Annotated in this window: 16 protein-coding genes; 9 read left to right on the top strand and 7 right to left on the bottom strand. The window is 48.1% G+C overall.

Going from position 1 to position 20,128, the window contains the following annotated elements:
• Positions 1–479: 479 nt before the first annotated feature.
• Positions 480–1,607, top strand: a complete 1,128-nt coding sequence (locus tag ACO0LB_RS08870) for an ABC transporter substrate-binding protein (RefSeq protein ID WP_423048577.1) — start codon at positions 480–482, stop codon at positions 1,605–1,607.
• Positions 1,604–2,890, top strand: a complete 1,287-nt coding sequence (locus ACO0LB_RS08865; RefSeq protein WP_423048575.1) for a GGDEF domain-containing protein — start codon at positions 1,604–1,606, stop codon at positions 2,888–2,890. Before ACO0LB_RS08870 ends, ACO0LB_RS08865 begins: the two co-directional genes overlap by 4 nt.
• A gap of 16 nt (positions 2,891–2,906) precedes the next feature.
• Here the strand turns inward: ACO0LB_RS08865 and argP are convergent, their stop codons facing one another.
• A complete protein-coding gene (gene argP / locus ACO0LB_RS08860) occupies positions 2,907–3,830 on the bottom strand; it encodes an HTH-type transcriptional regulator ArgP (protein WP_423048573.1) in 924 nt (307 codons plus the stop codon).
• Between the two features lie 387 nt (positions 3,831–4,217).
• Between argP and ACO0LB_RS08855 the strand changes: the two genes are divergently transcribed.
• Positions 4,218–4,823, top strand: a complete 606-nt coding sequence (locus tag ACO0LB_RS08855) for a LysE/ArgO family amino acid transporter (protein ID WP_423048571.1) — start codon at positions 4,218–4,220, stop codon at positions 4,821–4,823.
• Between the two features lie 144 nt (positions 4,824–4,967).
• On the opposite strand, the gene ACO0LB_RS08850 is transcribed toward ACO0LB_RS08855, so the two are convergent.
• Both ACO0LB_RS08850 and ACO0LB_RS08845 read right to left on the bottom strand, forming a co-directional pair.
• A complete protein-coding gene (locus tag ACO0LB_RS08850; protein ID WP_423048569.1) occupies positions 4,968–5,717 on the bottom strand; it encodes a transporter substrate-binding domain-containing protein in 750 nt (249 codons plus the stop codon).
• Between the two features lie 462 nt (positions 5,718–6,179).
• Positions 6,180–7,214, bottom strand: a complete 1,035-nt coding sequence (locus tag ACO0LB_RS08845) for a phasin family protein (RefSeq protein ID WP_423048567.1) — start codon at positions 7,212–7,214, stop codon at positions 6,180–6,182.
• 349 nt (positions 7,215–7,563) lie between these two features.
• Between ACO0LB_RS08845 and ACO0LB_RS08840 the strand changes: the two genes are divergently transcribed.
• Positions 7,564–7,995 (top strand): nucleotide pyrophosphohydrolase, encoded by a 432-nt coding sequence (locus ACO0LB_RS08840; RefSeq protein WP_423048565.1) that lies wholly within the window; start codon positions 7,564–7,566, stop codon positions 7,993–7,995.
• A 35-nt stretch (positions 7,996–8,030) separates the two neighbouring features.
• Here ACO0LB_RS08840 and ACO0LB_RS08835 read toward each other — a convergent pair whose 3' ends face one another.
• Positions 8,031–9,281: a benzoate/H(+) symporter BenE family transporter gene (locus ACO0LB_RS08835; RefSeq protein ID WP_423048563.1), complete on the bottom strand. Its 1,251-nt coding sequence runs from the start codon at positions 9,279–9,281 to the stop codon at positions 8,031–8,033.
• 88 nt (positions 9,282–9,369) lie between these two features.
• Here ACO0LB_RS08835 and ACO0LB_RS08830 point away from each other — a divergent pair, with 88 nt between their 5' ends.
• A complete protein-coding gene (locus ACO0LB_RS08830) occupies positions 9,370–10,806 on the top strand; it encodes a PLP-dependent aminotransferase family protein (RefSeq protein WP_423048561.1) in 1,437 nt (478 codons plus the stop codon).
• A 155-nt stretch (positions 10,807–10,961) separates the two neighbouring features.
• Here the strand turns inward: ACO0LB_RS08830 and dacB are convergent, their stop codons facing one another.
• Both dacB and ACO0LB_RS08820 read right to left on the bottom strand, forming a co-directional pair.
• Positions 10,962–12,446 (bottom strand): D-alanyl-D-alanine carboxypeptidase/D-alanyl-D-alanine endopeptidase, encoded by a 1,485-nt coding sequence (dacB, locus tag ACO0LB_RS08825; protein ID WP_423048559.1) that lies wholly within the window; start codon positions 12,444–12,446, stop codon positions 10,962–10,964.
• A gap of 237 nt (positions 12,447–12,683) precedes the next feature.
• Complete coding sequence (locus tag ACO0LB_RS08820; RefSeq protein ID WP_423048556.1) at positions 12,684–14,717, bottom strand: ATP-binding protein; 2,034 nt, start codon at positions 14,715–14,717, stop codon at positions 12,684–12,686.
• Between the two features lie 239 nt (positions 14,718–14,956).
• Between ACO0LB_RS08820 and ACO0LB_RS08815 the strand changes: the two genes are divergently transcribed.
• From ACO0LB_RS08815 to ACO0LB_RS08805, 3 genes are all read left to right on the top strand, one after another.
• Positions 14,957–16,099: a porin gene (locus ACO0LB_RS08815; protein ID WP_423048554.1), complete on the top strand. Its 1,143-nt coding sequence runs from the start codon at positions 14,957–14,959 to the stop codon at positions 16,097–16,099.
• A gap of 10 nt (positions 16,100–16,109) precedes the next feature.
• Entirely contained in the window at positions 16,110–16,544 is a 435-nt protein-coding gene (locus ACO0LB_RS08810; RefSeq protein WP_423048553.1) for a phosphate ABC transporter substrate-binding protein, read from the top strand.
• Positions 16,545–16,810: 266 nt separating this feature from the next.
• Positions 16,811–18,784 (top strand): peptidase U32 family protein, encoded by a 1,974-nt coding sequence (locus ACO0LB_RS08805; RefSeq protein ID WP_423048551.1) that lies wholly within the window; start codon positions 16,811–16,813, stop codon positions 18,782–18,784.
• A gap of 109 nt (positions 18,785–18,893) precedes the next feature.
• On the opposite strand, the gene ACO0LB_RS08800 is transcribed toward ACO0LB_RS08805, so the two are convergent.
• Complete coding sequence (locus tag ACO0LB_RS08800) at positions 18,894–19,796, bottom strand: LysR family transcriptional regulator (protein ID WP_423048549.1); 903 nt, start codon at positions 19,794–19,796, stop codon at positions 18,894–18,896.
• A 92-nt stretch (positions 19,797–19,888) separates the two neighbouring features.
• Between ACO0LB_RS08800 and ACO0LB_RS08795 the strand changes: the two genes are divergently transcribed.
• Positions 19,889–20,080, top strand: a complete 192-nt coding sequence (locus tag ACO0LB_RS08795) for a hypothetical protein (RefSeq protein WP_423048547.1) — start codon at positions 19,889–19,891, stop codon at positions 20,078–20,080.
• The last annotated feature ends 48 nt before the right edge of the window (positions 20,081–20,128 follow it).

Below are 20,128 nucleotides of genomic sequence, written 5' to 3'. Positions count from 1 at the left end.
AACAACAGCTTAAATATGAAAATAGATGGTGAAATAATATTCTGAGGGAAGTCGATATCGTGCAATTTCACGCCGACGAGGGCAGGGAGTTCAATAAAGCGACGCAAATAGTGTGAGTTTTTGTGAATAAACTAATTTTATGGTGAAAGCTGGATACAATGAAGCCCTCAAAAAAATAGATGCAAAGCAATATTGATATTCAATTACGATTGAACTTTTATTGGATGAATCTCATGAAGCTAGGATGAGTTCAATATCAATCCATATCGGGTCTTATTGGAATAGATTCAGTAGTAATGATTGGGCGCGATATAATTCAACATCTGTATATTTGCGCACTATCCTCCACGCATCTCTCGTAGCGTTGAGGTATTCAGGTGGTGAAGATATTGTTATTTCAACGCCAATTCTCACTAAAAGACATTCGATCGTTGATGGCTTGCACAGGAAAATGCTGGATCAAATGGGTGGAGATTGTAATGTGGCCGTATTGTTTGCTACGCATGGTGTGTGCTTTTTTATTATCGGTACTACCGATATCCGTGCTTGCCATGTCCGTCACATTTATCAATCCTGGTAAATCCGATGAAATATATTGGGTAACGGCGACCAATAGTATGGCCGCTGCTGCCGATAATCTGAACGTCAAACTGGAAGTTCTTTATGCTGAGCGCGATCACTTGCGCGCGCTCGATTTTGCGAGGCAACTGGCAGCAAGGTCTGCTCAGAATAAACCTGACTACGTTATTGTGTCGAATGATTACGGCACGGGTGCTGAAGTAATCCGCATTTTAGATGCGGCTCATATCAAAACGTTTCTTGCATTCAGTAATATTTTGAATCCTGAAGAGCGCCAGAGAATACTGGGTCCTCGTCAGATATTTAAAGGATGGCTCGGTAGTCTGGAGCCTAAAGCCGAAGAGGCAGGTTATCTGACTGCGCGTGCACTGATTGAGCGTGGTGAGATGGCCAATATGCGTTCCAGCGATGGGAAATTGCATTTGCTGGTCATCGCAGGAGATCGCTCTACTCCAACGTCCCTCAAGCGTAATGAAGGTATGCGCCGCGCTGTTGCCGAGGCCAGAAACGTGCTGGTCGATCAAGAGGTTTACGGCGAATGGAGTCGCGAAAAGGCCAGGGAACAAAGTACCTGGCTATACAAGCGTTATCCTCAGGCAAAGTTGATCTGGGCAGGCAATGATCTGATGGCATTTGGTGCAATGGAATCATGGGCTGCCTCAGGAGGAAAACCAGGGCAAGATGCATTCTTCAGTGGAATTAATACGTCAGCAGAAGCCTTGCAGGCACTGATTTCAGGTCGCATGACCGGGCTGGCAGGTGGACATTTCATCGCTGGCGCATTTGCACTGGTGATGTTGCATGATTACCATCATGGCAAAGATTTTCAGGATGAAGGCCTGGAGTTGGAGCGCCCGATGTTTATTCTGTTCAGTACGCAGGAAGCACAGCGTTTTCAGTCACAGTTTTCTGATTTGAATTTTCATAAAATCAATTTCCGCAAATTTAGTAAAGTGCTTAATCCCGCTGTCAAAAAATATGAATTCAGTTTTCGTCAGTTGCTGCAGCAGACTGAGGGACGAAAATGACTGCGCGACCTTTACAACCCATCACCAATCTGTTGATACGCAGAGTATTCAAATGGGTATTTCTGTGTATAGTCGTATTCAGTAGCTTGCAAGCGTGGTTAAACTATAAATCCATAGAAAAAAATTTCGATGTAACAGTCAGGGATGTGGCAAGTACGCACTTGCCTTTGCTTGCGCTGGCCGTCTGGGATATTGAGCCAAAGGCAATCCAGAAACAGATTCTTTTGATCACAAAAAACACGCTGGTGGGTTACGTGAAGATCAAATCGGTTACTGGTCAGGAGTTCTCCACCGGTAATGCTAATCTTATCGGCAAGGGGCAGCAGTTTTTGTTTGACATTCCAGCACCTACAGATGCCAGCAAAATTATTGGATCAATGGAGTTGATCATCAACCGCAACATATTGCATCAGGAATTGGTTCACCATTTTCTGATCATATTTCTTGGTATGCTGGTGTTGACGGCGTTTATTCTGGGGGCTGTCGTCATGGTGTTGCGTCAGGATCTGGAGCGGCCGATGCGTCAATTGGCAGATTTCGTCAAGAATCTGCACGCTAATCAAATGTCGAACCGCCTTGAATTACAGTTGGCCCCAGATCATCAGTATAGTGAAATCGCTCTGGTCATTAATGGCTTCCAGACGATGCAAGACAGTATCCAAAAGCATATTTCACAACAGGATGCTCTTGTGCAGGAGCGTACTATCCAGCTGCAAACTGCAATGAATTCGCTGAAAAAATTATCGGTGACAGATAGCCTTACCGGTTGTTATAACCGACTGTTATTTAATGAGCGCATGCCGGGCGAAATTCGTCGTGCCGTGCGTTATCAACGAGCTTTATCGGTTATTTTCTGCGACGTTGATTTTTTCAAATCAGTGAATGATCAGCATGGGCACGCTGTCGGTGACAAGATACTGATTGCTTTTGGGCAGTGTTTAAAAGACGAGTTACGTGAACAAACCGACTGGGTTGTCCGTTATGGTGGCGAAGAATTTGTTGTGGTGTTGCCCGAAACACCATTGCACGCAGCGATAGAAGCCGCTGAACGTATGCGCCGTAGCGTGGAAAGCAATCTGGCGGATTTGAATTTTGGTGGTAAAGCATTAAGCATCAGTGCCAGTTTCGGGGTCGCAGAAAAGTCTGCCAACGATACGCTGGAAACTTTAGTACAACGAGCTGATCAGTGGCTGTACTTTGCAAAAAACAATGGCCGGAATCAGGTGCAACCCACCTTGAAGGATTCTGAACAAGTAGCGTCATCTGTTCCTGATGTTGCCTGAACACCATAATTGGCATTCAATGTTCATCAACTCTCAAAAAAAGTCCTGCTTGCTGTCGCAGAAGGGCGGATAAGCGATTCAGTCGCGGCGTCTGTACTTTCCAGTGGTGCCAATACAAGGCAATATCCACAGGCTTGTCGGGCAGCAGTTTTTGTAGTTTGTAGGGACTATCCGGTATGTTAGTGAGTTCTTTCAACATGAGTTCCGGAATCATCCCCCATCCCATACCAAGGCAAATTGCCTGATTGTAGGCTGCCGTAGCGGGTACAAAATGCAGTGGGTAGCTATTGTCGCCAAGTCCGAACTCTTGCAATAAAAAATCTGACTGCAATTTGTCTTTACGATTAAATGTCATCACAGGTGCTTTTCTGAAGGCATCTCTCTGTATTCCATCTTCAAACCAGCGTTGACAAAATATCTCGCTGGCGACAGCGTGATAGCGCATGACGCCCAGTAAATGTGCTTCGCAGCCGCGCATCGCCTGTGCTTCTGCAGAAATACAGCCAAGCACCATGCCACTTTCCAACAAATCATGGGTATGAGTCTGATCATCAATGCTGATTTCCAGCAGGATATTCTCGGCAATCAGAAACTCGGCCAGTGCTGGTAATAGCCAGCTACCCACACTGTCAGCATTGACACCTAACGCAACACGTATTGCTGACATTTCTTCTCCCGCAAAGTCATTGCGTAAATCCTGTTCCATTTCTGCCGTGCGTCGCAAATGTCGTACAAGTGTTTGTCCGGCATGAGTTGCCCGGCACGGACGACTGCGCACCAACAAGGTAGTGCCCAGTTGTATTTCCAGTGCCTTGACACGCTGGGATATCGCAGAGGTGGTCAGGTGCAGAAGCTGCGCCGCCAGCTCAAAGCTACCAGTATCAATGACGCAAAGAAAAGCTTCACATTGTTTACTGTCTAACCAAGGATAGGTTTGCATAATAAAGAAATTTTAAAGAGTTGGTAAATATTTTAAATTAACTTCATATTATCTGATTCTGGACTGACAATGGACATTGCTAATAGAACTTGCGCAACATTGTCCTGGTAAGGCCAGACAAGTTTTCTGTGCTTTAGGAGGCATCACTTGTAAGTGATATTTCGTCCACTGGCGACATGTTTGTCTGCCCCCTGGCTACACCGTTGTGACGAAGGCGGCATGGGCTTTGTACGACGTTTGTACAAAAGTCAGCCATCACGCCGCTGGTGCGGTTTTGCGTAAGTTTTGTTTAAGCACAATCATGTTTGGTTTGGTGCTCTCTGTATCGGTAACAGGAAGACACATGATTGTGTAAATCATATTGAACGAGACAGTATTGGAGAAAGAATGCTCACGTATTTTTTAAAAGGCATGGGCTTAAGTGCCGGTCTTATCATGGCGATAGGTTCTCAAAACGCACATGTTTTGCGGATGGGGTTGCGACGGCAGCATGTGGCACTTACGGTCATTACTTGTATCGTCTGCGAAGTATTGCTGATCGTTGCCGGAATTGCTGGTATTGGCGATGCGATCGGGCGGCATCCTTCGGGATTCATTCTCGCGAAATGGGGCGGCATACTGTTTTTATGCTGGTATGGAGTACGTTCATGGCGTGCTGCATGGACGCATCAGTCCTTACAGCCACAAGCTTTGCCCATCAGCGACGGTGCCGTGCGCGCGTTGTTGGCGATATTGGCAGTGACTCTGCTGAATCCGCATGTGTATCTTGATACGGTCATATTGCTTGGTGCAGTGGGTGCACAACAGCCAGGCGATGGGCGATGGTGGTTTGCCCTGGGAGCTATCGCCAATGCGAGTATCTGGTATTTCGCACTCGGCTATGGCGCGCGATTACTGGCGCCTTGGTTCGCAAAGCCTGTCGCCTGGCGCATACTGGACGGCGGAATTGCCATCATGATGTGGTTACTGGCAGCAGGTTTGTTATTCCATTGAATGCGATCGAAGGCAAATATGGCGAGCGGTAAATGAAGGAAAAGGTTGAATAAATCTAATCATCCGATGATCTTGACATACAAGACGATAGTGGCTTCGGTGACCTGTCATTTCCAAGAGACGGCGAATTGAATGGCGTAGGTTTTATTTTTTGACGTTGGCGAGCTTTTGTATGGCGGCATTGATTCTCTGCATCTTATCTGCGGAAACGTCTTTACTACAGACAATATAACGACTCAGTCCGGCAGGCATACCCAGCAGATCAAGCTGAGTTGTCTGACGCAGGCTTTCTTCGGTTTCTTTCAGATATTCCCAGTCTTCGCGATCAATAAACATGAATGACGCACGATTCGCACTGATCATGCGCGCCATAATCATCGGCAGGGTAGTGCTACGTTCGATTTTATTTTTACTGTTTTTAATCAATGCATCAAGTTCGGTGCCATAAGAAACGGCATCGACAACTCCAAGAGTCAGATTGCTATCAGCTAGCAATGTGTTGATATTTTTATGTGCCGATACCTGCGTAATTGCCGCCGAACTGACGATCAGCGTATGCGGTGGATCGGTGTGAAATGGAACGCTGAATTGTACGATCTGTTCCCGATCTGGTGTCCTGTACCAGCCAAATGAGCAGTAGTTACTCTTTCCACTGGCAAAATTACTCCAGATACGTTTGGCCGGTTCTTCGATAAAATGCGCAGGTATATTGGCTTGCGCGAATATTTTTTTCGTTTTTTCGAGAAGAATACCTTTTTCTATACCGTTTTCCAGGTATTGATGCGGTGGTTTGATACGCCAGGCAACGCTGATCATTTCTTCCGCAGCACATGCTCCTCCAATACCGGAAGATAATATGCTGAGCGATAGAATGGTATTTTTTATGATCTGCAACCGGTAACTCATTCTCTTAGCGTTAGCAATCAAGTGATTTTTTTGACGATATGTTGACGGTAAGTTGATGAACATATATCGCTACGTTACCTATGCTGCACGAAATGTGATCGTGAATATAGCTAACCAGGCAATGCACTCACTTTATAGACAGTACATGAACAATACATCAACAATACATGAATACCGATACGGATTGTGTTTGCTTTCAAGATGATTAACAAAAAAAAGCAGGCTGATATCTGTTGATACCAGCCTGCTTCAATGCGTTTGAATCAGAACTGACGCAAACCGGTTCAGTGGCGTGATGGCGGCTTGTTATGCAGTACCGTACAAGCCTAATGGCAGCGCGTACTGCCTTCGTCGCCATCGTGTAGCCAGAATGTTATCTCAAGATTTGTTGTAGTCCTTACCTAACTTAACGACTCTTTCTCTCAAGACCATCCTGATAGATTCAGCGTTTTATTGACGTACTGGCTTTTTTGCCCCAGTGGCTGCGCTTGCTTTTGCTTTATAAGCCGGTTGATTACTGGTGCCGGCCAGAGCAGGCTTGCCATTTTGGGTTTTTTGCTTTGGCGGGAAAGGGAACTTGACCGCAGATTTTTTTTCGGGAACTGCTTTTACAGCAACCGGGGCTGCAACAGGAGGCGTCACTGTCTTAACTGCTGGTTTGATAGCGGCTGCTTTAACAGGCGCTGCCGCATTAGCGTTGAGCGCGGGTGTTGGTTTCGCTGTAACCGGTTTCGTCGTTTTTGCGGCAGCGACCACGGGTTTGGCAGGCGTTGTTGCTGCGGGTGCTGTTGGTGTCGCACCGGCTGTCGTTTTATTTGTCGTTGTTGTTTGAGTGCTGACAGGCGAGATGGATGATTTTGTAATGACCGGAGTGCTTGCTGACACCACCGCTGTTGCTGGCTTGCTTGACTCAGTTTCTGTCAGTAATGGTAATTGCTTTTCAGCGACAACCACGGAAGCGATTTTCTCGGTAGCAGGTTTTTGCTCAGATGAGGGCTTTTGCTCAGGAGTTGCAGCTTTACTGACTGGTGCTACAACGGGTACATCAATCACCAGAGTGGAGGATGTTTTTTTGCTGGTTTTAGTTGGGGCAGTGCTTTTGGCTACAGTTTCTTTCTGCGGTGGAAAATTGAATTCCAGCGTCGTTACTACCGGAGCGCCTGAGGCGCTGACTGCCTGAAAAAATGTTGCTCGTGCGTTGATGGAAATATCTGCTATTTCACGACCATACGACAGAAATGCATCCAGTGGTGCCGGTGTTTTTGCTGTTGTCAGCGCGAGAAGTTCTTGCGGTGTGGAGGCTGTCAGCAGTTGCTGTGTTGCAGCGCTGACCGTATCAAGTGATTGTTTTACTGTATTGAGATGTAAGGCAATTAATTTTTCCAGACCGCCAAATGTTGCATTGGAGAGTGCCTGGATAGCATCGAGCTGGGTAGACAACTGTGTCTGTGCTGCGGCCGAAATTTGTTCCGGAATCAAAGACATGGATTTCTCCTGGGTGAATGAGTAGGGGGCGGCGGCACAAGCAGTCTGTTTACAAAATACTGAAAATGACGCATCGCAACATTTTTTGAGTATTCTATCCTGTGCTGCTTATTTTGTAAGCATTATTTTTGCGATGCAAGAGGATGTTTCTGATAAAACAGGTGTTGGTTGATTGCGCTTGAGACTGTCTGGCGTGATGGCATGTGGTTTGCAGTGAGTGGTATTTCAGGCTCTTATTCTGCCAATCCTGAGTCCAGAATTCATACTGGGCGTATTCTTTGCCTGCGGGGTGTCTTTACTGCCAAGCGTACAATATGGCTCATTTCAGTTTTTGAGATCGGAAGCAACAATGAGCACATCTGCTGACTCCCTGGAGCATTTACGCCAAACCTTGCGCCAATTTACGACAGACCGGGATTGGTCTCAGTTTCACACACCGAAAAACCTTGCCAGTGCGCTATGCGTGGAAGCTGCTGAATTACTCGAGCCTTTTCAGTGGTTACCATCAGGACATCTGACAGAGCTGGATCAAAAAACGCGCCTGGCGGTGCGTCATGAAATGGCCGATGTGCTTTGTTACCTTGTGCTGCTGGCAGATACACTGGAAATTGATTTGATTACCGCCAGCAACGAAAAAATTGCGTTAAATGCAGAAAAATACCCGGCAGATAAAGTGCGTGGTGATGCGCGCAAATATACCGAGTACAAATATGCAGAGGGCAGCGATACAGACTGCAAGGCAGCAGATTGCAATGTGGCAGATCACAAGACGGCAGAATGAGCGTCGTGTGATCTGATCAGTGATTGCTCCTCATGCTACTTTTGCCGGGGACGTAACAACAGATAGCTGATGATCCCCAGCGCAATTCCCCAGCATGCAGACCCAAGGCCAAACAGCGTCAGATTCGAGGCGGTGACGATGAAGGTAATCAAGGCTGGTTCACGTTCTGCGGGTTCTGCAAAGGCATTGACCAGCCCATTCTGGATCGCACCCAGCAAGGCGAGACCCGCAACGGTGGTGACCAACGCATGTGGTAAATGTAAAAACAGCACCGTCAGAGACCCGGCAAAACTGCCAATCAGCAAATAAAACACACCACAGGCAATACCCGCCAGCCAGCGTTTTTCTGGCTGTTGATGGGCTTCCGGACCTGTGCAGATGGCAGCAGTAATAGCGGCCAGATTGACGCCATGTGAGCCAAACGGTGCAAGCAACAAGCTTGCGAGCCCTGTTCCTGCCACGATGCGACTGACAGGCGCATGATGATAACCAGCGGCACGCAACACCGCCACGCCAGGAACTTGCTGGCCTGTCAGACACAGTACGGCCAATGGAAGTCCCAGGCTGATCATGGCACTGATCGAGAATTCGGGTGTAGTCCATACAGGTTTGGTCATACCCATCAACCATGTCGCTGAGGAGGCTGCCTGCGGAGTGACCGAAGTACCACCCCAACCCAGAATAGCCCACAAGATCATTCCGCTCAGCAAGGTCAGGACAATGGCATAACGGGCAGAGCGGCGTTTAAACAACAGATAAGCAATAAACATCGTCGCAACGAGCGCGCTTGCGCCAGCAATGTCACTGCGTGCGCTGGCAAACACATCAATCCCAAAGCGCAGCAATATGCCTGCCAACATGGCAGCACAAAGGCTTTTAGGAATAAGTGACATCAGCTTTTCAAATAAACCTGTGGCACCGATGATCAACATCAGCGCAGCGGCAATGATATAGGCTCCAATCGCCTGTTGATATGGCACAGTTGCTAACCCTGTGACGAGCAATGCAGCACCGGGCGTATTCCAGGCACAGATGACCGGTATTTTGTAGCGCCAACTCATCCACACGCCGCAGACGCCTGAGCCGATAGAAACTGCCCAGAGCCATGAGCTGGTTTCTGCTGCGCTCAGTCGTGCAGACTGGGCTGCCTGCAGCATTAACAGCATCGGGCCGGCATATGAGATCAGTACAGCGATCAGGCCAGCTAACAGGGCTGGAAATAGATCCAGCGCAATGGCATGAATACGGGTATCTGCAGGAGCAGGGTAGGTGGTATGTGTTTTCATGCAGGCAGTGTAATGTGATTCTGAGCCTGGTTTGCATACAGCAGGACTCTACTTTATGCTGTACAGATTCTAAAAAATGGAAACTGTTATGCAGCACAGTTATCGTCAGTTGGCAGCGTTACTGTCAAAGAAAATTAAAGCCGGTCAGTATCAACCCGGAGAGCGCCTGCCTTCAGTCAGAGCTTGTGCAGAGGAGCATGAGTTCAGCGTATCTACGGTCATACGCTGTTATCGTTATCTGGAAGCACAGGGGCTGGTCGAGGCTCGCTCCAAATCAGGGATGTATGTTGCCGACTGGAGCGAGTCACACGTCCAGCAAGGCAGTACGCTGAAATCTGCCGCTGCCCACCCACCGGCAGTGGAGTACGACAAGCTGATTTCTCTGCAACACCGGATGACCGAACTCTATTCACTGACGGCGCAGCCTTTGGAACTGGGATTGCATCTGGCTAGCGCGGCGGCTGAATGGTATCCCTGTGAATTACTGGCAAAAATTGCTCAGCGGCAGTTGCGTCAGCATCCGATGCAGATTGGCGCCTATCCGGCGGGTTCGGGGTTGCCTTCCTTGAAAAACAGTCTTGTGCAATGGTTGGCTACCTGCGGGGTTGATCTGACACCCGCTGATTTGTTGATGACCAATGGCAGCACAGAAGCACTGAGCGTTGCCTTGCGTTCGGTTGCTCAGGCGGGAGATACCGTGATCGTCGAGTCTCCCGTGTATTTTGGCTTATTGCAGATGCTGGAAAATCTTGGTGTTAAAGCGATAGAGATTCCTTGCGTCAGCGACACAGGAATGAGTCTGGAAGCACTGGAATACGCACTGGAACATCAGAATGGCGTTCGTGCGATTGTGACGATGCCTAATTTTCAAAATCCTCTCGGATGCGTGATGCCGGATAAACACAAAAAGCGTTTACTGAAACTGGCAGAGCAATACGATCTGGCATTGATTGAAGATGATGTATTCGGGGATTTATCTGCTCAGGCAGAACGTCCGCAACCGATCAAAGCCTGGGATAAGCAGGGCAGAGTCATTTATTGTGGTTCGTGTAGTAAAAGTATCGCTCCGGCATTTCGTATTGGGTGGATTGCGGGTGGTCGGTATCAGGCAAAGATCACCTCATTAAAGCTGAGTCATTCGCTGATTACACCTTTACTGGAGCAGGCGGTGCTGGCTGAATTTATGCAATCAGGCGCGCTGCCTTCCCATTTGCGCAAGCTGCGTGAGCGTTTATCTGCGTCAATTCCGCAAGTGATTGCTGCGGTACAGCGATATTTCCCCGTTGGTACTCAGATCGTCAGTACGGCTGGAGGATGGTGGTTGTGGCTGGAGTTGCCGGAGCATATTGATACGCTTGCCTTGTTACGCCAGTCGGTTAGTCGGGGCATTGCCTTCACTCCCGGCGCATTGTTTTCCAGTTCAGGAAAATATGCGAATTATTTGCGTCTGAATATTGCCCGTCCATGGGACAAGCAGATGGACAATGGAATGCGCTTGCTGGGGCAATTGGCGTCTGCTTCTTGACATACTCAGTATCCTTGCAACAGTGCCACCTGCAACAACGGCGATACGTGTGGTGATGCAGATAAAGATAAAACAATGGATGCCGTTGCTTTTGGTCAAATCATCAGCTCATCAGACCAGCAGATCATGAGCCTGCGGTGTTGTCCTGTCTTTGTTCAGGGGCGGCCAGAAGCCAGCCAGTTAATCAGCTCATCCAGTGCGGGTCTGGCCTGAATAGCATTTTCATGATTGACCATCGCGACGATGATCCATGTATGGTTGTGCAAATCCTTGACGTAACCTGCGATAGCAACACTGTCTTTTAAAGTGCCAGTCTTGATGCGGGCACGGAGTTCTGCCGCCGACGAGGTAAGTCGTTTGCGCATCGTGCCATCAAGCCCGCCAATAGGCAGGCTACTGACAAATTCCGGATACCAGTTGCTACGAGCCGCCAGTTGCAAGATCGCAGCCATTTGCGCAGCACTGATGCGTTCGTTGCGTGATAGACCCGAGCCATTTTCCAGAACCATGCCGGCGGTATTGATGCCTTGCTTGAGTAGCCAATTTCTGATCCGTGTTTCTGCCATCGCCAGACTGGTTGCGGATTTTTTATCCGGCGATTCGGCTCCCAACGTCAGATATAACATTCTTGCCATCATATTGTCAGAATATTTATTGATGATCCTGATGGTGTCGGCAAGGCTATCAGACTGATGTTCTTCCAGCAAAATCGTGGTGGATGGCGTGATGCCGTCTATGACTTGCCCTTGCCAGCTACCCCCCATCTCCTGCCACAGAGTGCGAAACATATGGCTGATGTAGAGATTGCGATCCAGCAGATTCAGGTGGTGGGTGATCTTACATTGCTGTGGAAAACCACCGCTGAATGTCAACTCCAGCGCGTCCTTTCGCTGCATGTCGATAGCAGGTGATTTCCATTCGCTCTCCCATTCTGGGCAGGTTTTATCCGTCAGATACAGGTGATTATTGATACGGATTTTATCCAGCGGCGTTTGCAGGCGAAGATCAATTTTGTCTTTGCCAGATTCAACGGTGAACGTACTGATATTGCCATGAATCAGCAAGGCATCAGGGATAATGTTGTAATAGGCATCCGGATGCTGATCAAATGCGGGAGCGTCAATATCCATGCGCTCTGGCTGGAAATAACTGCGATCGAGCACCAGATTGCCGTGAATTTTTTTGATGCCGCGATAACGCAAGGCGCGCAGCATTACAGCGAATTTTTCCCATGTCAGATTGGGGTCTCCACCACCGCGCAGATACAGATTACCGTTCAGAACTTCTTTCTTGACGGTTTGATCCGCCAGAAATTGTGTTTTCCAGCGAAACGCCGGCCCAAGCTCCTCCAGACCTGCCAGGCTGGTCAGTAACTTCATGGTCGATGCCGGATTCATCGCCTGATCTGCTTGTATCAATAGACTAGGCTGGCTGGTGGTGCTATCCACATTCACCGCTTGTATCGCCAGACTCAGCGCGTTCATCGGAATACCTGCCTGCAGCAGGCTCTTTTGTACACTCGCAGGCAGGGTTTGCTGGGCAATCGCAGGTAAGCAGAGCAGCATCGCGCAGGCAACGATTACAAGAACGGGAGTTGCACGTGGAATAAGCCTTGAAATAACAGGGGATATAGCTGACATAGTTGATATAGCGCGACGTATCATCATGCGGATAAATTCAGTTCGGTAAGTGTGAATGCTAGGCAAGTCGGGCGACAGTATTTTTTATGCTGAAGAATGGTGATGTGCTACTGCCGAGCGGATTCAAATTCTTCCGTATTTGCCTTATCAATTGCTTGCAATAGTCTGTGGTTGCGCATGACTGTGCATGACGACGGTATGTGGCAATTGATATTGCAGAAGATGGTTGATGACAGTCTACAGCGATCTGTTGTGTATCGGCGCGATCATCGGAATCCGTAAGGTAATCGTCGTGCCACGATGTGTTTCAGAATCAGCACTGACGCTGCCGCCCAGAATGCCGGTGACTATATTATAGACAATGCTCATGCCAAGTCCTGCGCCGCCTTGTCCCATTCTGGTAGTAAAGAAGGGATCAAATAAATGATCAAGCACATCGGCAGTCATTCCCGCGCCGTTATCGCTGAAAATGATATCGATTTTATCTGTTGCCAGCTGTACTGCACTAATAGAAATTTTGGCGCGGGTATGCTCGACAAATGCGTGAATTAAGGCATTGTTGATCAGGTTTTCAAATATCTGGCGAAGGCTGCTGGGGTAGGTATCCAGCTCCAGTTGTTCCGGTATCTGTATTTGTACCTGACATTGTGCTTTCTCAAAACTGGGGCCGAATGCATCAACGATAGAGGTCACCATATGGTTGAGGCTGACAATTCGTCGTTGTTCATGATTTTGGTTCACCGCAATTTGTTTGAATGCCGCAATCAGATCCGCCGCTTTGGTCAATGCCTCGGCCAACAGCTTGCAACCTTGCCGCGTCTCATGCAGATGATGTGCCATGGCGCTGCGAGTGAGCTTGCCCTGCATGAAGATATTTTCCAGCGCCAGACTTTTTTCACTCAGCGTTGTGGCGGTGAGTAAGCTGTTCCCGATGGGGGTATTCAGTTCATGTGCAATACCGGCAACCAGTGAGCCTAATGACGCCAGTTTTTCTGCATTGATCAATTCACGTTGGGTTTGCTGCAAAGTTTCCAGCGCCGCTGTCAGATCCCTATTGGCGAATTCCAGCGCTTGTGAGCGTTCTTTGACACGATCTTCCAGCATGCTGTTGAGTGTTGTCAGCTCACGTTTTGCCTTGCGTTCTTCGGTGTGATCCAGTAACGCCCAGATAATAGTCTGTTGATCGCCCACCAAAAATGAAGCAGACCAGACGGAGAGTTCCAGTACGTTTCCATTACGTAATTTGACGGTGGCAATGTCGCCGCGCAAGGAGCCTTGTTGCCGATAAATTTCCCAGACTCTTTGAGCTTCTTTCTTGCTATACCAGATGTTGTCTTGCAGATTCATTGATTTGGCTGGTATCCGTGAATTGAAATCAACATGAAATTCAGTATCAAATTCAATATTAAATTCTGCATTAAACAGCGTCGTGGTTGCCATATTCACGTCCAGCAATGTGCCATCGAGTTTGCTCACCGCAAGTGCTACAGGCGCCATGTCAAACAGGATTTTGAAACGTGCTTCCGACTGTGCAAGTCGTTGTTCAGACATCTCCAACTGTTGTACCCGTTGATGCAGACTGATGCTCATGGTATTGAGTGAGTCGGCATAGACCTGTATTTCATCATTGTCTTTTTCGGTCATGACCGTGCCCAGTTCACCCGCTACCATTTTTTGCGCCTGCTCGGTCAGGGCGCGCAGCCGTCTTCCTATTTTTTGCGTGAAGAGATAAAACAACATAAGTGCCAGCAAAAAGCTGACGATGCCGATCACAATACCTTGCTTCAGAACATTCAGGCGTGCCGCAGTCAGGTCTTCAGTCGAAAGGCCAAAATAGACTTTGCCAACATTGTTTTTGGTTAATAGAATAGGGGCGCTGACATGGATCACGGAGTCTTGCAATTGCATTTGTAAGCCAGCCTTGGCACTTTGATTACCGCTGTAGAAATGATTCAGCGTGGCATTATCGGGAACCGTACCGACTTTAATCAACGGTTGATAGTTAGTATCCACTACCATCAGATAGCGCGTCAGGTTGTCATGTGGGTCGGACAGCATTTCTTTCACGTAGCTTTGTAGTTCTGGCAGGCGACCTGTACTAGAGTATGGTGTCAGTGAAAAATTCAGCGTCACGGCATATTCATTTGCCATGCGGTAAGCATTTTTGGTGATGGCGGTATCCAGCAAGCGCAGATTGTTCCATATCAACAGGCTTACCAGTAATGCTTGTATCAGCGCAGCTAATAGCAGAAACTTGGTGCGTAGTGACATGTCAGTGTCCGGATAAATAACAAAATAAAAAAAGTACAAGCGAAGTAAGAGTCTACTTGAGAAGCTTTCAGTGTGTCATGTATACATTGTTGAGTAGTACTACTGATATTCACTCATGATAGATATGGTGTGTTTTGCAATAAAATACTTCATTGATCTACATGGCCAAACTTGATATTCCAACACAAATAAATTGACACAAATATTCAGACACACATAAAAAGTGATGGGAAGAACAGATGTTTTTTTTGCAAAAAACTAAATGCTGGTTTGTCGTGATGTTGCTTACCATCATTGGATATTGTCTGTCTGGAACGGCTATCGCAGCCACAGAAAACTCGGCTGTCACTACAGAGAGTACAGGGGAGTTGTCAACGCCAGTATGGAGTCTGAACGGTTTTGGCACTGTTGGATTTTCGCATTCCAACGAAAAAAGTGCCGATTTTGTATTTGATAACCTGCAACCGAAAGGCTCAGGATACAACAGGGATTTGAATCCTGACATCGACACCAGACTGGGTATTCAGGTGACTGCCAATCTCAATCCCCAGTGGTCTGCAGTATTGCAGATAGTATCTGAATATCGCTGGGATAACAGTTATACGCCGTTTGTGAATTGGGCCAATATCCGGTATGCGGTATCACCCGATCTGAGTGTGCGCTTTGGTCGTATCGCGCTCGCCAGTTACATGGCGTCATCATCGCGGAAAGTCGGATACAGCAACCCGTGGATACGTCCTTCTGCTGAAGTTTATCGTTTGCTGGTGCTGACCAACAGCGATGGCGTGGATATCTCGTATCGCCAGCATTTTCAAGATGTGACGAATAATCTCACGCTGTTGTACGGAAAAAAAACCGTGGTGAATACCCGTGGCGCGCATATTCATTCCAGCGATGTCTGGGGCGTATTTGATACGCTGGAATATGGTCCTTCCAGTTTGCATATGGCTTATCAGGAGCGACATGTTGACAATCAATCGCCGCCTCTGGGCAAATTTATGTCTGTCGGTGTGTCTTACGATCCCGGACAATGGCTGATCAACGCAGAAGCGGTACGGGTTGTGAATTACGACGCCCGGAGCGTGAAAGCGATCCGCGCGGCATGGAATGTCAGTGCCGCTTATCGACTTGGGCGGTGGACGCCGTTTGTTAGCCTATCTGAGCTTCGTCCTTTGAGTGATACGGGCGTTGCTCCTCTGGCGCAAAAAACAATTGCCGCAGGCGTCCGTTGGGATCTGATGCGTAATCTGGATTTCAAGTTACAGGCGGATCATATTCGTCTTGGGCAAGGTTCACCCGGGACTTTGCAAAATTTGCAGCCTGATTTTCAGCGTGGAGGCCGTGTTAACGTCCTGAGTGCAGCAATTGATTTTGTATTCTGAGGGGAGGCGAATGATGAATCGTATTTTCTCCCCCAAAAAACTGCTGATGCTGATATGTTGTCTGCTATCGTCGGTTGCGTTTGCCGATCTGGTGGTGATTACTTCGGTAAAAAATACTGGGCTGGAACTGAGTCCATATCAGGTCGCTGAAATTTTCTTGGGTAAATCAGCAACATTCCCGGGAGGAATGTTTGCGTTGCCGCTGGATCAGATTGAAGGAGCACCGGCGAGAGATGAGTTTTATCTGCGTATTGTTGGTAAAAATACGCCACAAATGACGGCATATTGGTCCAAAATGATTTTTACCGGACAGGGAAAGCCGCCAGCAGAAGTCGGTGATAGTTTGGCAGTAAAAAAACAGGTGATCGCGAATCAGCATGCCATTGGCTATGTGGATAAAAGCGCAGTCGACGGCAGTGTCAAGGTGCTGCTCAGGCTGTATTAAGTCACACAGAGTCACACCTGACCAGCGCATGAGCCACGTGTGAGTCACGTTTGAGCCACGATGATGTGTGCTGCATGCTCCGCAACGTTGCAGATTACTTATGTCTTGTCGGATGCTGTTCAGGGCAGGCTTCGAGATGTATCAACGATATTATCGGGGACTTTTTTGTCACCTTATCATGAAGCTGTATGCCAAATACGCGATGTCAGGACATAAGCCTTTGATTTCGTTATAATTTCGCCCTTTCCCCGCCACCGGTTATCGCCATGAGTCTGCTTGTCAATCAAACTGAACTGTTATCTCCTGCCAAGAATATTGCAATTGGCAAGGAGGCGATTATCCATGGCGCAGATGCTGTGTATATTGGCGGTCCATCGTTCGGCGCACGTCATAATGCCAGCAATGAACTCAGCGAAATTGCAGAACTGGTGCAGTTTGCACATCGTTATCATGCGCGCATTTTTGTGACGATGAACACCATTCTGCACGAGTCTGAACTGGAGCCCGCGCGCAAGCAAATTCATCAGCTCTACGATGCCGGTGTCGATGCCTTAATCGTACAGGACATGGGAATTTTGGAGCTGGATATTCCACCAATACAGTTGCATGCCAGTACCCAGTGCGATATCCGTGGTGTCGAAAAGGCGAAGTTCCTGGGCGATGTTGGGTTCTCACAATTGGTATTGGCACGTGAATTAACGATAGAGCAGATTAAGGCGATCAAAGCAGAAGTACGCACACCGTTAGAATATTTCGTTCACGGCGCTCTATGCGTCGCGTTTTCAGGACAGTGCTATATCTCTCACGCGGATAACGGTCGTAGTGCCAACCGTGGAGATTGCTCGCAGGCGTGCCGTCTGCCGTACACCTTAACCGATGGCGAAGGGCGCGTCGTTGCGTATGAGAAACATCTGTTGTCGATGAAGGACAACGATCAAAGTCGTAATCTGGAGGCATTGCTGGATGCTGGTGTACAGTCCTTAAAAATCGAAGGACGCTATAAAGACATGGGCTATGTGAAAAATATCACGGCCCATTATCGTCTGTTACTGGATGATATTCTGGAACGTCGTCCTGAGTTCTCGCGTGCATCGAGTGGTCGTAGTCAGATCGCATTTACGCCCAATGTAGATAAAAATTTCCATCGTGGGCATACCGATTATTTTGCCAATGGACGCCTTGATGATATCGGTGCCTTTGATTCTCCTAAATACGTCGGCTTACATCTGGGTTATGTGACTCAGATCGGCACGCAATGGTTTGAGATTGAAACCAATGAGCCGATGGCCAATGGCGATGGCTTGAACTATATGCTCAAGCGCGAAGTGATGGGCATAAAGGCCAATACGGTGGAGCACAAAGGTCAGAATGACAATGGCGACATCTGGCGCGTGTTTCCGAATGAAAAAGTCTCGGAGCTTGCCGGCCTGAAAGTCGGCATGCTGGTGAACCGTAATCGAGACCAACGCTGGGAGCATGCGCTGACAAAAAAATCAGCGGAGCGCCGTATTCCTGTCTGGCTGACGCTGTCTGATCTGGATCAGGGATTGCGCTTATCGTTGACAGATGAAGATGGCGTGACTTCGGAGGTGAGTATCGACTTAATGCTGGAACCGGCGCAACAGGCAGACAAGGCGGAAGCCAGTTTGCGTGATAGCCTCGCCAAACTGGGAAATACGATGTTTGAGGCCGCCAGTGTCGATCTTCGTTTGCAGCAGTTTTGGTTTGTGCCATCGTCAGTGATTAACGCTTTGCGTCGTGATGCGGTTGCTGCCCACGAGCAGGCTCGTAGCGCCGCGTGGCACCGGCCGGAACGTACGCCGGCGATAGAGCCGCCAGTGGCCTATCCCGAGACAACACTCAGTTATCTGGCGAATGTGTACAACAGTAAGGCACGTGAGTTTTACAAAAAACACAGCGTGCAGTTGATCGCTGCTGCCTATGAAGCACATGAAGAAGCGGGCGACGTATCGCTGATGATTACCAAACATTGTCTTCGTTTTTCTTTTAATCTTTGCCCCAAACAGGCAAAGGGAGTGAAAGGTGTTCAGGGGCAAGTGAAGGCAGAGCCGATGACACTGGTCACCGGAGAAGAGAAATATACGCTTAAGTTCGATTGCAAACCTTGTGAAATGCATATCATCGGCGCGATGAAAAAACATATCCTGCAAGCGCCACCACCATCGTCTGTACCCTATAGCCCTGTGGTGTTCCATAAAACCAGACCAGCAGTCAGTTAACCGTACTCAGTCATATCGATGCCGGTAAAACGGTACGTCGATTCTTCGTGCCGAATATCACTGATTTTCACTAATGCTGCCACAGTGATTGAACTGAGTCTGAGAACAGTTATTTCTGATTGGCTGTCTGTTTGTATAAACCCAGCGTGTGCAATAAATTGCGTGTCGCTCCATCAATCATTGACACACGCCGGTGAGCGATGCCGATATGGCGCATTAGTTTTGGGACGACAGGTAGAATTTGTATCTGGGGATGCAAGCCCGATTTTTCTAGATGTTCCATGGGTAATAATGCTGCGCCATAACCGGCTGCAACCAGACTCTTCATGGCCTCATTATAATTAAGCTCTATGCGTCCGCGTGGTGCGTGTCCAGCTGCTGCAAACCAGTCCATTGTCAGATGGTACATATGCGTAGTGGCGTCATTAAAAATTAACGGTTTTTCTGCCAGCCACGCAGGCGTAATACGTTTAGGTGCGTTCCAGCGTGCTGGCACAAATGCCATCATAGGATCACTGCGCCAGTGACTGATCACGATATCCTTACCTGGTTTTTGTGGGGTGGCGACCAGGCCAATATCGAGAGTTCCCTGTGTCAGGCGCGCCATGGTTTCTGTTGAGCCAAGTATGCTGACTTCGACTTCAATTTGTGGAAAATTCTTCTCCAGTGTTTCTAATACCTGAGGAAGTAAATGAACGACGATACCTGTCGAGGTTCCCAGTCGTACACTTCCTGTATTGCCTGTGACTTGTTGTCGTACTGCTTCCAGCGCCAGATCCGCATCGCGCAATATTCGCCTTCCTCTTTCTGCCAGTGTTGAACCGGCGGCAGTGGGCATGACACGTCTGCTGCCTCGTATTAACAGCGGTGCACCTATGCGTTGCTCAAGTTCGCTGATATGCAGACTGATCGTGGGCTGGGATAAATGCAGGGCTCGGGCTGCAGCAGAAAATGTACCCAGATCGATGATAGAAATCAGGGTTTTTACTTGATCCAGACTTAGTTCTCTCATCAGTTTTCCTGATAGTAGCAATTATAAAATGTCATTTCCCTGATTTTAATCCAGATAGCAAGATAGAGCTCTCATTCCACGGAGTTCTCAATATGTTATTCAAGTTACTGAAAAGACTGTTCTGCAAAAACAAACAGATGCGGGCCTTGCATGAAATCAGGGAAATGAGTGAGCTGGATTTACGCGACCTGAGCGTGGGACGTAGTGAAATTCCTGCTTTATTTCTGAACGAAAAAAATCCGGGTACGGATACCCATTGGGGTAACCGTTATCCGGAAGTGTAGGTATCTACGTATAAAGCCGTTTGAATATATTAAACATATTGAACATAC

This window comes from Undibacterium sp. SXout7W, assembly GCF_049339385.1.
GTDB lineage: Bacteria > Pseudomonadota > Gammaproteobacteria > Burkholderiales > Burkholderiaceae_D > Undibacterium.
This window is presented reverse-complemented; position numbering and strand designations above follow the sequence as displayed.